General features: G+C 42.2%; 1 rRNA gene. It reads right to left on the reverse strand.

What is annotated here, in order from left to right:
• Positions 1 to 224: 224 nt before the first annotated feature.
• Positions 225 to 296 (reverse strand): 16S ribosomal RNA (locus tag C1T21_RS26970); the annotation flags it as partial.

Genomic DNA, 296 nt, shown 5'->3' on the forward strand with positions numbered 1-296 from the left:
TTAACCCCGGAAAAACATCATATCAAATTCCTCAACACTTGAATACAAGTATATTTTGGAAATCCTATGTGAGAGTTTGAACTCTCAAAACTGAGCAACGAGTGAGTAAGTTAAGGATATTCATTTCATTCACACGTACGTGATGAACCGAATTGAATATCCGGTCGCAGGTACATGTACCTGCTGATTTGAATGTTTCCGTTGCAGGAAACGATTCTCCATAGAAAGGAGGTGATCCAGCCGCACCTTCCGATACGGCTACCTTGTTACGACTTCACCCCAATCATCTACCCCAC

Origin of the sequence: Paenibacillus sp. F4 (genome assembly GCF_002894905.1) — a bacterium.
Classification (GTDB): domain Bacteria; phylum Bacillota; class Bacilli; order Paenibacillales; family Paenibacillaceae; genus Paenibacillus; species Paenibacillus polymyxa_B.